Raw genomic sequence first — 12,725 nt, 5'->3', positions numbered from 1 at the left:
ACTCGTGATTCCAGAAGCGACTCGATGGGTGCTCACCCTCAACTGCCCAGACCAGCCAGGCATCGTCCACGCCGTCACGGGAGCCATCGTCGACTCCGCGGGCAACATCGAGGAGCTCCAGCAGTTCTCCTCGATCGACACCGGTCGCTTCTTCATGCGCGTGGACGTGCGCACCGACGCCAGCCGCGAGGAGCTCCTCGCTCGACTCGAGCCCGTCGCCGAGCGGTTCAGCGCGGAGGTCTCCCTCGACAACGCCGGCCGCCCCGTCCGCACCCTGGTCCTCGCAACCAAGGCCGGACACTGCGTCAACGACCTCCTCTTCCGTCAGCGCTCCGGCCACCTGCAGATCGACGTGCCGCTAGTGCTCGCCAACAACGAAGCCCTCAAGGGCCTCGCCGAGTTCTACGAGGTGCCGTTCGAGTACCTGCCAGTCACCGGACCCGACGAGAAGGCGGCATTCGAAGCGCGCATCCTGCAGGTCGTGGAGGAGCAGCAGATCGAGCTGGTCGTGCTCGCTCGCTACATGCAGATCCTCTCCCCCGAGCTGTGCGCGGAGCTCGCGGGCCGAGCCATCAACATCCACCACTCGTTCCTCCCCGGCTTCAAGGGAGCGAACCCCTACCGGCAGGCGCACGCGCGTGGCGTGAAGCTCATCGGCGCAACCGCTCACTTCGTGACCAGCGACCTCGACGAGGGTCCGATCATCGAGCAGAACGTCGTGCGCGTCGATCACACGCGGGCACCCCAGGAGCTCATGGCCATAGGCCAGGACGAGGAATCGCGCACCCTCACGCAGGCCGTGAAGTGGTTCTCGGAGCACCGGGTGCTCCTCGACGGGCAGCGCACGATCATTTTCCACTGATCCGAGCCGATCGCTCCGGTCACGCCGAGCCGCGCGCTGCGGGCGGCCCGCGCCTCCACCTCCGCCACTGCCGCTCCCGCTCCCGCTCCCGCTGGCCAACTTCCGTGATGATTCGCCCCCGGCGGACGCGGAGGCGGCTCTCAGCCCACGCTGATCCCGGAAGCTGACCGCGCACTTCGGAGCACCGAGGCTGTGGATAGGGCGATCCCCACAGCCAGCAGGCTGCTGCTCTCCTCGCCAGGCGAACTTCGTTGTGATGGGCGCATGCCTGCCCGGAAAGCCACCCGATCGCCCACGCTGCCCAGCGGCGGAGTCTTCTCGAGGGCTGAGTGGGATGCGGCTGGCGGAACACGCCGCGAACTCGACGCATCGCTCAGAAGTGCATCATTCGCAAGAATCTCGCCTGGCTGGTACGCCACACCCGATGCATCATCCGCCGTAGTGGAGGCCGTTCGGGGGCACACGCGAGCAACCTGCCTCACGGCGCTGAAGATCCTCGGGGCTTGGACCCCGCCCCACGCCGCGGCCCACGTCCGGATCGCCGCGAGCGCGACGGGCCGAACTCGCGCGACCTCACCGAGCTTGCACTCCGGGAGCCTCGTCACACACCGCGCGTCGGTCCTCGAGGCGCGCCCGATACAGAAGCACGCGGTCGACGACATCGACCTCGCCCTGGAATGTGCGCTCCCGTGCCTCTCCACGCGCGATCTTGTCGTCGTGGCCGACTCTGCGTTGCAGCTGCGCCTCACCACTCGAGATGCACTCACAACAGTCGCCTCCCGTGTTCCGCTCTCAGCTCAGGCCAAGCTGAGGTTCGTGGATGCCCGGAGCCAATCTGGCACCGAGAGCATCGTCCGACTCTGGTTCCAGCTGCGTGGCATCGCCGTCCATCCGCAGTTCACGGTGGCTGGCGTCGGCAATGTGGACCTCCTGGTCGGCGATCGACTCATCATCGAGTGCGACTCCAAGGAGTTTCATGCGACCGAGTGGGACTCGCGCAACGATCGGCGGAGAGACCTGGTGCTGAACAGGCTCGGCTTTCGAGTCCTCCGCTTGACCTACGAGCAGATCATGTTCCAGTGGCCGCGCGTCGAAGCCACGCTGCTCGCTCTCCTCGCCGACGGCAGCCACGTCCGCCGCTCGAGACGTCACCAAAGGATGTGACCTGCTCCCGGGACGAAGAGACGTGAACGCACTTTGAAACGCCGGGCCACACGCATGCATCACGCAAGTTGGCCCGGCCGAGGCACTGAGGGTGTCGCCGGGAGCGCGAGGGCAGCAACCTGCGCGGCGAGGATGGACCGGCGGTCGACGTGCTCCGACGTCGTGTCCAGCATGATGCCGTGGAGCTGCCGGAGCGTCCACCAGCCGTTGACGAGTGTGACGACGCTCAGGAGGACGTGCCGAGACTCAGCTTCGCTCAGCCAGGGGCATGCCGAGCGAATGGCCTCAGCCTTGCCTGCGCACCGCGCGATGCGTTCCTCTAGCGCAGGACCCCCTTCGGTCTCGAGCCCCTCCCACGCCAGGAGACGCGGCAGCTCCGGATGCTCGCCGTACCGGTCGAAGAGTGCTGCCGCGTACGCGCCGACGGCTTCGGGACCGGGGCCGGTGAGTTCGGCCCCGTCGAAGATGCGCAGCAGGGCATGCTGCAGGACACTCGCGAAGAGCGCCTGCTTGTCGCCGAAGTACTGGTAGATGCGCTCCTTGTTGACGCCGGCTTCCTTGGCTATCGCGTCGATCCTGGCCCCCGCGAAGCCCCGATCGCTGAAATGCTTCGTCGCCGACTCCAGGAGCAGCTGCTTGGTGCGTTCCGTGTCCCAGGCCATGGGCAATGGTACCAACTCCAACCGACTAGTTGCTTTTACCTCCCACCGCTTCTAAGCTCTATCTCCAACCGAACGTTTGGAGTACGCATGCCCCCGATCTCAGTCCACGAGCGCGCCTTCCTCACCTGGCTCGCGATCTTCCCCCTCGTCTCTCTCGTCGGCGCGCTGCTGGCTTCGATTGCGAGCACCTGGCCCGCCCTGCTCGCCACCGCTCTGGTCACCGCCATCGTCGTCGTGCTCGCCGTCTACCTGGTGGTCCCCCAGCTCACGAAGCTCTACCTCCGCGTCCTCCGCCGCAGACAAGAACCTGACGCTGCGGTTCGTGCCAGGCCGCAGATTGAGCCCAACGCATGAGAGCGCTTGTCATAGGGGCGAGCGGTGCGGTCGGCACCAGCATCGCGGAGCTCCTCGAGAACGCAGGGCACGCAGTGACTCGGGCAGCCCGGCGGCGGCACCCTCACTCCGTGACCGTCGACCTCCGCCGAGACGTGCACGGGTTCGCCCAGCTCGCTCCGCACCACGACGTCATCATCAACGCATCCGGCGTCGAGAACCCCGCGATCGCCCTGCACCTCGGCGGTGCCACGCTCGTCGATATCTCAGCAACCGGGTCCTACCTCGCAGCGCTCCGCCGCGCGGCAGACTCCGCCCGCGCATCCGTTGTCCTCGGTGCCGGCCTCGCACCCGGTCTCAGCACGGCACTCATCGGAGAACTGGGCGCGAAGCCCGGCGACGAGATCGATGTCGGGATCATGCTCGGTTCCGGCGAGAAGCACGGCGCAGCGGCAGTCGCCTGGACGAAGTCACTCGCAGGTTCAGAGATCGCCTCAAGACCCGAGACCGAGGCGATCAGAAACTTCCGCGAGCGACGAACCCTACTCGGCGGCGACGGCAAACGGCGGCGGTACCTGAGGGCCGATTTCCCCGACCACACCCTGCTCGGCCCGGCCGGCGGGTACGCGGTCCGCAGCTACCTGGCGCTGAGCTCGCGGCATCTGACCCAAGCGCTGGCCGTCGTCGGCGCCATCCCCCAGCTCTCGAGCGTGATCAGCGCGGCGCCAGCCCTCGGCGACGACTCGTGGGCCCTCGCGGCGGTCAACCGGCGCACGGGTGAGCGGCGAAGCGCATGCGGCCGCAATCAGTCTCGAGCGACGGCTGAGCTCACGGCACTCCTCGCTGAGCGATCGGCCGTCTCCGGGATGCACGGGTGCGTGACGGCGCACGATCTCGCGACATCTGGGGAGCTCGCAGCGGCGCTCAGCACCCGCAGCTGACTCCCCCGCCCGGCCAGCTTCCGGGACGAGAGCCCTCGGATCGCTCCGAGCGCGGCCCAACCCGCCCATCCATCACGGAAGTTGGCAGGGATGTGCCTGCGGGCAGAGGTCGGCGCTCAACCGGCCACGCTGCCGCGCTGCCGAGAACCGCCCACAGCATCGAAGCGAGACCGTCCAGGTCGACACCGCACACCACCTTCCCTGACCAGCTCCCGGGACGGTGAACCTCGGAACGCCGCCTCTGCGGCCAAACACTTCAATCCATCACGGAAGTTGGCTGGGAGCGGGGCTACCTGCTACAGAGACGGACTCCACCTCAACGGCGCGACTAACGCGCGCTACGCGCGATAGAAGGGGCACTCCACGAGAACGCCCAAACGGGCAACACGAAAGAGCAACGCCAACGGCCGCCGCGCACCGCCGCCGGCGGCGTGGCGGCCGACCGAGACTGTCTCCGAACCCAGCTCAGGCGGCGGGAACTCGGGCCGGGATGCGCTCCATGACGGCTTCGATGATGCGCTTCCCGGCAGAGTCGCGCAGGGTCATGAGCGATTCCGGGTGGAACTGCACGGCGAAGATCGGCAGCTCACGGTGCTGGATGGCCATCGGGATGCCGTCGTCATCGGAGGCGACGAGCACGAGGCTCTCCGGCATCGTCGCGGGGTCGATGTGCAGCGAGTGGTACCTGCCCGTGACGAACCGTTCGGGGAGTGCGTCCAGGAAGCCGGGGTTGGTGACGACGACCTCGCGCTCCTGGCCGTGCAGCGGGTACCCGAGCTGCCCCAGCGACGCACCGAAGTACTCGCCGATGGCCTGCTGGCCGAGGCACACGCCGAACACCGGCAACGAGCGTCCGACGATCTCGTCGAGCAGCTCGGCGGACCTGAAGTCGCTCGGAGCGCCGGGCCCTGGCGACATGACGACCAGCGACGGCTGCTGCTCGTCGAGGATGCGCGCCATCTCCGCACGCTCGATGCCGCCCTTCGGGATGCGGACCGTGCGCACCTCCGCACCCGTCTCGCGCATGTAGCCGGCGAGCATCTGCACGAACGAGTCCTCGTGGTCGAGGAAGAGGATGCGGTGCCCGACTCCGGAGCGCACGGGCGCGGCCTCTGCGACGGGCTCAGGGGTGGCGTTCTCTGCGGAGGCGTCGAGCGCCTCGAGGAGCGCGGACGCCTTCATCTCCGTCTCGAGCTCTTCGGCGGCAGGCGTGGAGTCCATGAGGAGGGTGCCTCCCGCGCGAACCTCTGCGATGCCGTCGCGGATCATCGCGGTGCGGATCGTGAGGCCCGTGTTGACGTCGCCGTTGGCGAGGAGCACGCCGATGGCGCCGCCGTACCAGGTGCGGGGGCTGCGTTCGTGCTCGTCGATGAAGCGCATGGCCCAGATCTTCGGGGCTCCGGTGACGGTGACCGCCCACATGTGGGTGGCGAACGCGTCCAGTCCGTCGAATTCAGGCCGCAGCCTGCCCTCGACGTGGTCGACCGTGTGGATGACTTTCGAGTACAGCTCGACCTGCCGCCTGCCGATGATCTTGATCGACCCAGGCTCGCAGACGCGCGACTTGTCGTTGCGGTCGACGTCGGTGCACATCGTGAGCTCGGAGCGGTCCTTGTCGCTGTTGAGCAGCTCGAGGATGCGGTCGGCGTCTTCGATCGCGTCGGCCCCGCGGGCGATGGTGCCCGAGATCGGCACGGTCTCGACACGGCTGCCGGCCACCCGGACGAACATCTCTGGGCTGGCGCTCACGAGGAACTCCTGGCCGCCGAGGTTCATGAGTGCCCCGTAGGGGGCCGGGTTGTTGCGCTTCAGGTAGGCGAAGACGTCGGCTGGGCTGGTGCGAACGGGGCGGCGGAAGGCCTGCCCCGGCACGACCTCGAAGAGGTCGCCGCGTGCGAACGAGGCCTTGGCAGATTCGACGAGGGCCGCGTACTCCCCCGGCTCGTGATCGCGGGACGACTGTGCGGATGCCGCTGGCGAGACGAAGGGGCTGAGCACCTCGGTGCGGGGCATCCCCTCGGTCGAGGTCGTGCCGTCGGAGAACTCGAAGTCGTGCCTGGTGGCGTCGCCGCGCTGCCGGTCGACGGCGAGCACGGAGTCTGGCAGGAACACGACGAGGTCGCGCTGGTCTCCGCCGTTCGGCGCTTCGAGGGCCTCGATCTGCCGGACGAGGTCGTAGCCGAACGAGCCGTAGAGGCCAAGGTGCGGGACGTCGTCCGGCATGGTCTCGATGATGGCGCGCAGCACGCTGAAGCTCGACCGCCTGCGGGTGCGCTGCTCCTCTGGGATGATCTCGTCGCGCTGCGAGGTGACGTCGATCTCGACCTCGCCGTCGGCGAGCACTCGCACGGTGACGCCGTCGAGGCGCTCGAAGGCGTCGGTGAATGCGCGCAGCGGGATGCTCCCACGCTCGTTCAGCGTGCGCATGCGCAGGTTGAACCCGCGGCCCTCGATCATGAGGGGCGGATCGATGAATCCGATGTCCCATCGCGTGTACCTGCCCGGGTACTCGACGCCAGAGGAGAGGACGACGCCGTAGCGGTCGTTGAGACCGGTCTGGATGTCATCCATCTCTTCCGGGCTGGCAGCACGGGAGGTGTGGGAGATCGTGAGCACTGGGTTCCTAGGTCTGGAGTTCGGTCAGAGGCGTTCCGCGATGGCGGCGGTCGCGGTGCGCCACGCATCTCGCGTGGCTGGCTTGAGGCTCGAGACGCTGAGCTCGCCGCCACCGACGAAGGCGTGGTCGTACGGTACCTCAACGACGGCGCGCGTGAGCCTCTCGAAGTGGTGGTGCAGACGCTCGGTGAGCGCCTGGTCTTCCTTCGCGGAGGGACTGGAGAGGATGGTGACGGCGTTCTCGAGCTTCTCACCGAAGCCTCGCTCACGGAGTCCGTCGGCGAGCCAGGCCGCGGAGGCGGCCGTGTCCTCTCTCGCGGTTGAGACGATGACGAGCTGGTCGGCGACGTCGAGGGCCGCCTCCCAGTTGCTGGCGCGCATGTTGTTGCCGGTGTCGACGACGAGGACGCGGTAGAAACGGCTCAGGGTGCGGTGCATGCGCGAGAACGCCTCTGCGTCGATGATCGCCGCGGAAGCTGCGTCGTCGTCGGATGCGAGCACGTCGAATTGCGCGTCCCCCTGCGGTCGCACGAATCGGTCGACGTCGGCGATGGTCGCGCCTCCCGAGACCTCGAACCTCGGCAGCTGTCGCAGGAAGTCGACGGCCGTGTTGCGGTGGTTGCCGGCGTGCGAACGCCACCCGAGCGTGCCGCGGGTTTCATTGTTGTCCCAGGCGAGCGTGTAGCCGCCGCGGATCTCGCCGAACGTAGCGGCGATCATGAGCGTCGCGGTGGTCTTGTGCGCGCCGCCCTTGGGGTTCATGACGACAACGGTGCGCGAGCCGTCGAACTGCCGCTGCACTCGGCGGATCTCGTCACGCTTGACTCGCTCGGCCTCGCCTGGCCCGAGCTTGATGAGCCCGCCCGTTCCGAGGCGCAGGGCGCTGCGCCAGCCTTGCTGCGCCGGGGCTTCCGGTGCCGCCTGCTTGTCGGCGAGCAGGTCGGCGAGCGTCGGGGCGGAGGTGTCGCTCTTGCGGCGTTCCGGCGCGGTCGCGGATGCTGCTCTGGCGACCGCTCCTGCGGTGGCGGTTGCTGCGACTGGGGCTGGGTTCGCCGACTCTGGGGCTGTGTCGGCACGAGCGCGCTCACTCGCTCCCGCCTCGGCGCGTTCGAGCTCCTCGAGCTCCCGCATCTGGCGCGCGTCGCGGGGGAATCTCGGCTGCCACGGCTGTGTGTCCTCGAGGCCGTCCTCGTCGATCCGGTCCTCGAACCAGACCGGGGGTGTGTCCGCGTTCGAGGGGTTGCCCGCCTCGTCGTCATACGGCTCTGGGCTCTCGGGCGCGGGTCCGCTCTCGTTCTCTGTCTCGGGAAGCCCTGCATCGGGCGCAGGGGCTGGCTGCGCGGCCTCCGCGTCCTGGTCGAGGGCGTGGTGCATCATCTCGACCCTCGGGATGCGAACGGTCTCGTGCACATTCCCTTGCGGGAGGAATCCGTCGCTGTTCGCTCCGACCGTCTCGTCTTGGCGGTCCTCGGAGACGGGTTCGACTGAGGACCCGGCCGCGGCCCCTCCGGGGGCGAGTCGGTCCGTGAGCTCGTCCTCGCCAGGCGCCAGCTCACCGACGTCGCCTGTCTCGATGAGGCTCCCGTCCGGAGAGACGCGGAGCGGGAAGACACCGTCGATGTCGATCGTGCGGAGGTCGATCACGATCTCCTCGCGCGTCGCGCGATCGACGACTCGCGTCATGATCGCCGACCGAAGCTCATCCGCGTCGGCCGCGATGATGCGCTCGACCGAGTCGCCTTCCCGAATCTCGCCGACGCCATCGCGGCGGATCAGCACCTCAAGCGCGAGGATGTCCGGTTCGGCATTGGTCATTGCAGCTCTTCTCACTTCAGGAGGTCGACGGAACGAATCCCAGACTGACAACGCTATCGCGTTCGGCTTCGAGGTCTGCGACCGTCGCCGCGAGGCGCGTTCGCGTCAGCTCGCCGAGCGCGAGCCCCTGGACGACCTGCCAGTCGCCGCCACTGGACGTCACCGGAACACCCGCGACGAGGCCTTCGGGGATGCCGTAGTCGCCCTTCGAGGGGAGCGCGGCCGTCGTCCAGTTGCCCTCGGGGGTCCCGAGCACCCAGTCACGGACGTGGTCGACCGCGGCGGATGCCGCCGAAGCGGCCGATGAAGCACCTCTCGCCGCGATGATCGCGGCGCCCCTCGTCGCAACCGTCGTGACGAACTCGCCATCGATCCAGGCATCGTCGGCGATGCGCTCACGGATCGGGGCACCCGCGATCGTGCCGTGATCGACGTCCGGGACCTGCGTGTTCGAGTGGTTTCCCCAGACATGGATGCGCGACACCTCGCCAGCGCCGACGCCAGCCTTCGCGGCGAGCTGGGCGATCGCTCGGTTGTGGTCGAGACGCATCATGGCAGTGAAGCGCTCGCCCGGAACATCTGGCGCTGCGGCACGGGCGATCGCGGCGTTCGTGTTGGCGGGGTTGCCGACGACGAGCACGCGGACATCATCGGCGGCGTGCGTCCCGATCGCGCGGCCCTGCGGCGCGAAGATACCGCCGTTCGCTTCGAGCAAGTCGGCGCGGTCCATGCCATCACGCCTCGGCATCGACCCGACGAGCAGGGCGATGTTCGTCCCGTCGAAGGCCGCGTCCGCATCGTCGAAGACGTCCACTGAGCGGAGCAGCGGGAAGGCGCCGTCGGCGAGCTCCATCGCCGTTCCCTCTGCTGCTTTGACCGCCTGCGGGATCTCCAGGAGCCGGAGCTCGACCGGAGTATCGCCGAGCATGGCGCCCGATGCGATGCGGAAGAGGAGCGAGTAGCCGATGTTGCCGGCTGCTCCCGTGACGGTGATGCGGACTGGCGTGGTGCTCATGCCTCCACCCTATTCGGACAACGCAGAAGCCCCGCATGCTGCCGAGGCAGGATGATGCGGGGCTTCCGAGGCGCAAGCCTTGCGTGCGGTCGGGTGTCGCTTACGCGGACACTCGTGCAGCGAGGTTCTCGGCGATCGAGTTCATGAAGTCGTCGGTCGTCTGGAAGGGGGTGCCCTCGCCGACGAGCGCGGCGAGGTCCTTCGTCATCTTGCCCGACTCGACGGTCTCGATGACAACCTCTTCGAGAGCCTGCGTGAAGTCGATGAGCTCCTGGTTGCCGTCGAGCTTGCCGCGGTGCGCGAGGCCGCGCGTCCAGGCGTAGATCGAGGCGATCGGGTTCGTCGACGTGGGCTTGCCCTGCTGGTGCTGGCGGTAGTGGCGCGTGACCGTGCCGTGCGCGGCCTCAGCCTCGACGACCTTGCCGTCGGGAGTCGTGAGGACGCTCGTCATGAGGCCGAGCGAGCCGAAGCCCTGCGCGACGGTGTCCGACTGGACGTCGCCGTCGTAGTTCTTGCAGGCCCAGACGTAGCCGCCCTCCCACTTGAGCGACGCAGCGACCATGTCGTCGATGAGGCGGTGCTCGTAGGTGATGCCTGCCGCGTCGAACTTCTCCTTGAACTCGGCCTCGAAGATCTCCTGGAAGATGTCCTTGAAGCGACCGTCGTACTTCTTCAGGATGGTGTTCTTCGTCGACAGGTACACGGGGTAGCCGCGCGTGAGGCCGTAGTTGAGCGATGCGCGAGCGAAGTCGGTGATGGATGCGTCGAGGTTGTACTGCACCTGCGCGATTCCGTCGCCCGGGGAGTGGAACACCTCGAACTTCTGCGGCTCGGAGCCATCGTCCGGCGTGAACTCGACCGTGAGCTTGCCCTCTCCCGCGAAGCGGAAGTCGGTCGCACGGTACTGGTCGCCGAACGCGTGGCGGCCGACGATGATCGGCTTGTTCCAGCCCGGCACGAGGCGCGGGATGTTCGAGATGATGATGGGCTCGCGGAAGATGACGCCGCCCAGGATGTTGCGGATGGTCCCATTCGGGGAGCGCCACATCTGCTTGAGGCCGAATTCCTCGACGCGTGCCTCGTCAGGGGTGATCGTCGCGCACTTGATGCCGACGCCGTGCTTCTGGATCGCGTGCGCCGCGTCGACCGTGATCTGGTCGTCCGTCTCGTCGCGCTTCTCGATGCCCAGGTCGTAGTACTCGAGGTTAACGTCGAGGTACGGGTGGATGAGCGTGTCCTTGATCTTCTGCCAGATGATGCGGGTCATCTCGTCGCCGTCGAGCTCGACAACCGTTCCTTCGACCTTGATCTTCGCCATAGAGTTCTCCTTCTGAGCGCGGTTTGCCTCCAGCTTACCGGGGCCGCATTCGGAGGATTACTCAGACGGAGCGCTACTCTGCATCCATGAGCGAGCTGTATATCGAAGAGCTGTCCGCCGACAACATCGTCGCCGCCAACACGCTCACCCTGAAACCAGGCCAGGAGGCGTTCGTCGCGCCTGTCTCGCACTCCATCTCGGAGGCCTACGTCAGCCAGACGACGTCATGGCCGAGGGTCGTCGTGCTCGATGGTCGAGTCGTGGGCTTCATCATGGCGAACTTCGACGAGGACGCTCCCGACGAGCTGTTCCGGGCGACGATCATGCGCATGAACGTCGATGCCGACTTCCAGCGCCGTGGTGTCGGATCGTTCGCGGTGACGGCGATCCTCGATGAGGCTGCGCGTCGCGGCTTCGACAAGGTGACCACCATCTGGGAAGAGGGCGACCTCGGGCCTGGCGATTTCTTCCGCAGCCTCGGGTTCGTCGTCACCGGTGAGACCCAGTATGGGGAGACGATCGGCGAGCGGGAGCTAAGCCAGCACGGAACCGGCTCGCTGTAGAGCCGTTCGACCCAAATCGCTGCCCGGCGTTTCACCCTCTTGCGGAACCGCGAGAGGGTGAAACGCCGGGCAGCGATCGTGTGATGGAGTCGGGGATGCGGTCGTGTCTAGTAGGCGCGAGCCGACAGGCAGGTGACCCCGCCCTCGAGCTTCTCGAACTCCGAGATGTCGAGGGTCACGACGTTGTAGCCCAGGCGCTTCACGAGCTTCGCGGTCGCCGGTGCGGCAGCCGAGACGAGCACGGTATCCGCATCCAGCGGCAGGATGCTCGCACCGAGCAGCTCGGGTGCCTCGATGTAGCCGCCGAACAGCGAGGGTTGCTCCAACGCGGGAGTCCAGGCGAGGACGGTCCCGTCTGGCAGGGCGGTCGCGACGCTCTTCAGGTGCAGCGCTCCGCTGATGGGGACCGCGACAACGCGGTAGCCGAGATCGAGCGCGATCTCGCGCAGCGCGCGGATGCCCTCGGCGTTCGTGCGGGTGGAGGCGCCGACGTAGACGGTGTCGCCCGCGAGGAGCACGTCGCCCCCGTCGAGGGTCGCCGGGGCCTCGATCTCCATCGTGACGAACTCGGTCTCGGCGAGCGCGGCGCGGACGCCAGGCAGCTCCGCGCGGCGGGAAGACGCCCCACTGCGACCCAGGATGGCGACCTGGCCGAGCACGATGACCTGGTCCTCGGTGAAGACGGAGTCCGGCATGGTCTCAGCCGCTGGGACCTCGCGGGTCTCCCACCCGTGCTCGTCCAGCAGCGCGACGTAAGACTCCCACTGCTCGTTGGCGCGATCGCGATCGACCGCCGCGCGCTCCTGGAAGGTGACCTGGGCATCCTGCGGGTTCGCCGCGGGGATGCGCACGAGCGCCAGTTTGCTGTTCGACTCCGCGAAACGGCGGAGCTCCCCCGCGTGCGCGACGCGAGAGGACACCTCTCGGAGCATCTCGGCGACCTGCCGGCGGAACAGCGTCGGCCCGATGAGCGCCGTGAACACGGTGCCGGAGACGAGGAACACGAAGTTGAGCCCGAAGAACTCCGTGAAGATCGCAGACCACGTCTCGCCGGTGAACTCAGCGCCACCCGTCGCGAGCCGGACGACGTACCCCACCGTGCCCGCGATGAGCGCGAGCACGAATCCGGCGATCGCGGCGATCCACCAGTTGCGGAGCCAGCCGAGCCAGCCGACGAGCGTGACGAGGACCAGCAGGAGGAGCACCGGCAGCGAGTAGAAGTCGAACGTGTCGGTGAGCGTCGTGAGCGGCGAGATGACCCCCGTGAGGTCTCGCTCGTTCATGACGACGAGCGACGTGAGGAGCGTCGCCAACGCGACGCCCATCGCGGCGACGAGTGCCGCGTTGAAGCGCGTTCCGCCGTCGAGCTCGCTGACGCGGGTGACGGGCTGGGAGTTCTTGGTGCTCAATTGCTGCTCTCGTAGGTGTCGATTGCG

Annotated in this window: 11 protein-coding genes; 5 read left to right on the top strand and 6 right to left on the bottom strand. The window is 67.7% G+C overall.

The window, feature by feature from the left end:
• The first annotated feature begins 4 nt into the window (after positions 1 to 4).
• The gene (gene purU / locus ITJ67_RS02615; RefSeq protein ID WP_374953203.1) at positions 5 to 862 is read left to right on the top strand and encodes a formyltetrahydrofolate deformylase; all 858 of its coding nucleotides are present in this window, start codon (positions 5 to 7) and stop codon (positions 860 to 862) included.
• Positions 863 to 1,579: 717 nt separating this feature from the next.
• Positions 1,580 to 2,026 (top strand): endonuclease domain-containing protein, encoded by a 447-nt coding sequence (locus ITJ67_RS20115; protein WP_194676628.1) that lies wholly within the window; start codon positions 1,580 to 1,582, stop codon positions 2,024 to 2,026.
• A 59-nt stretch (positions 2,027 to 2,085) separates the two neighbouring features.
• Here ITJ67_RS20115 and ITJ67_RS02605 read toward each other — a convergent pair whose 3' ends face one another.
• Entirely contained in the window at positions 2,086 to 2,688 is a 603-nt protein-coding gene (locus tag ITJ67_RS02605) for a TetR/AcrR family transcriptional regulator (RefSeq protein ID WP_160071306.1), read from the bottom strand.
• A gap of 87 nt (positions 2,689 to 2,775) precedes the next feature.
• Here ITJ67_RS02605 and ITJ67_RS02600 point away from each other — a divergent pair, with 87 nt between their 5' ends.
• Together ITJ67_RS02600 and ITJ67_RS02595 are read left to right on the top strand one after the other, a co-directional pair.
• Positions 2,776 to 3,042: a hypothetical protein gene (locus ITJ67_RS02600; protein WP_160071305.1), complete on the top strand. Its 267-nt coding sequence runs from the start codon at positions 2,776 to 2,778 to the stop codon at positions 3,040 to 3,042.
• Between the two features lie 110 nt (positions 3,043 to 3,152).
• A complete protein-coding gene (locus tag ITJ67_RS02595) occupies positions 3,153 to 3,962 on the top strand; it encodes a hypothetical protein (protein ID WP_228502173.1) in 810 nt (269 codons plus the stop codon).
• 465 nt (positions 3,963 to 4,427) lie between these two features.
• On the opposite strand, the gene ITJ67_RS02590 is transcribed toward ITJ67_RS02595, so the two are convergent.
• The 4 genes from ITJ67_RS02590 to ITJ67_RS02575 all read right to left on the bottom strand — a co-directional run bounded on the left by ITJ67_RS02590 (position 4,428) and on the right by ITJ67_RS02575 (position 10,726).
• On the bottom strand, positions 4,428 to 6,578 hold the full coding sequence (locus ITJ67_RS02590) for an anthranilate synthase component I (RefSeq protein ID WP_323741367.1): 2,151 nt from the start codon (positions 6,576 to 6,578) through the stop codon (positions 4,428 to 4,430).
• A gap of 24 nt (positions 6,579 to 6,602) precedes the next feature.
• Positions 6,603 to 8,393 carry a MinD/ParA family ATP-binding protein gene (locus ITJ67_RS02585; protein WP_194676626.1) on the bottom strand — a complete coding sequence of 597 codons (1,791 nt, stop codon included), beginning with the start codon at positions 8,391 to 8,393 and terminating at the stop codon, positions 6,603 to 6,605.
• A gap of 16 nt (positions 8,394 to 8,409) precedes the next feature.
• Complete coding sequence (locus tag ITJ67_RS02580) at positions 8,410 to 9,408, bottom strand: malate dehydrogenase (protein ID WP_194676625.1); 999 nt, start codon at positions 9,406 to 9,408, stop codon at positions 8,410 to 8,412.
• A gap of 100 nt (positions 9,409 to 9,508) precedes the next feature.
• On the bottom strand, positions 9,509 to 10,726 hold the full coding sequence (locus ITJ67_RS02575) for an NADP-dependent isocitrate dehydrogenase (protein ID WP_104242572.1): 1,218 nt from the start codon (positions 10,724 to 10,726) through the stop codon (positions 9,509 to 9,511).
• Positions 10,727 to 10,812: 86 nt separating this feature from the next.
• Here ITJ67_RS02575 and ITJ67_RS02570 point away from each other — a divergent pair, with 86 nt between their 5' ends.
• A complete protein-coding gene (locus ITJ67_RS02570) occupies positions 10,813 to 11,289 on the top strand; it encodes a GNAT family N-acetyltransferase (protein WP_160071301.1) in 477 nt (158 codons plus the stop codon).
• A gap of 107 nt (positions 11,290 to 11,396) precedes the next feature.
• Here the strand turns inward: ITJ67_RS02570 and ITJ67_RS19545 are convergent, their stop codons facing one another.
• Positions 11,397 to 12,698: a dimethylarginine dimethylaminohydrolase family protein gene (locus ITJ67_RS19545; protein ID WP_228502172.1), complete on the bottom strand. Its 1,302-nt coding sequence runs from the start codon at positions 12,696 to 12,698 to the stop codon at positions 11,397 to 11,399.
• Positions 12,699 to 12,725: the final 27 nt, after the last annotated feature.

The organism is Pseudoclavibacter sp. VKM Ac-2867 (assembly GCF_015351275.1).
Classification (GTDB): Bacteria; Actinomycetota; Actinomycetes; order Actinomycetales; family Microbacteriaceae; genus Pseudoclavibacter.
The sequence above is the reverse complement of the archived record's forward strand: the minus strand, read 5'-3'. Positions and strand labels throughout refer to the sequence as shown.